1 protein-coding gene is annotated in these 580 nt (G+C 25.3%); it reads left to right on the top strand.

All coding sequences use genetic code 11. The features are described 5' to 3' along the window. Positions 1 to 105 precede the first annotated feature (105 nt). A complete protein-coding gene (locus tag AZI32_RS18580) occupies positions 106 to 282 on the top strand; it encodes a hypothetical protein (RefSeq protein WP_157450989.1) in 177 nt (58 codons plus the stop codon). Positions 283 to 580: the final 298 nt, after the last annotated feature.

Raw genomic sequence — 580 nt, forward strand, 5'->3', positions numbered from 1 at the left:
TAATAAAAAATTTATATATGGAATAATTTTAATTATATGTATATAATTGTTTAGTAAATCAAGTTTAAGGTATAAATATTAATAATTGAATATGGAGGTGTAAATATGTTTACAAGAGCAGAGTTAAAAAGTAGTGCAAAAGATCAACTAAAAGGAAGATGGCTTGTAGCAATATTAGTTTTTGTTTGTTATTCAGCTATTCTTCAATTAGCGAATGTAGAATTAACTAACTCTACAGAAGGATCTATGATTGGACTAAGTTTATCAAGTTGGAATCAGTAGATTTTCACTTAAATTAGCACGTAAAGATTCAACTACACAATTTAATGATTTATTTTCAGGTTTTGATGTATTTATAAAAGCATTAGTGATGAACTTTATAATATGGATATGTGTATTTATAGGAACTATATTATTTGTTATACCAGGAATTATAGTAGGAATAATGTTCTCTCAATCTAATTATATATTAGCAGAAAATCCTAATACCATAGCTATTGTCTGGAATGTTATTATTGTTGATACGGTACCTCTACTTATATGTAAGAAATTGTTTAAATATATTGGGAAGTAAGGAGTT

It is taken from the genome of Clostridium sp. ATCC 25772, from assembly GCF_001573875.1.
Classification (GTDB): domain Bacteria; phylum Bacillota; class Clostridia; order Clostridiales; family Clostridiaceae; genus Clostridium_J; species Clostridium_J senegalense.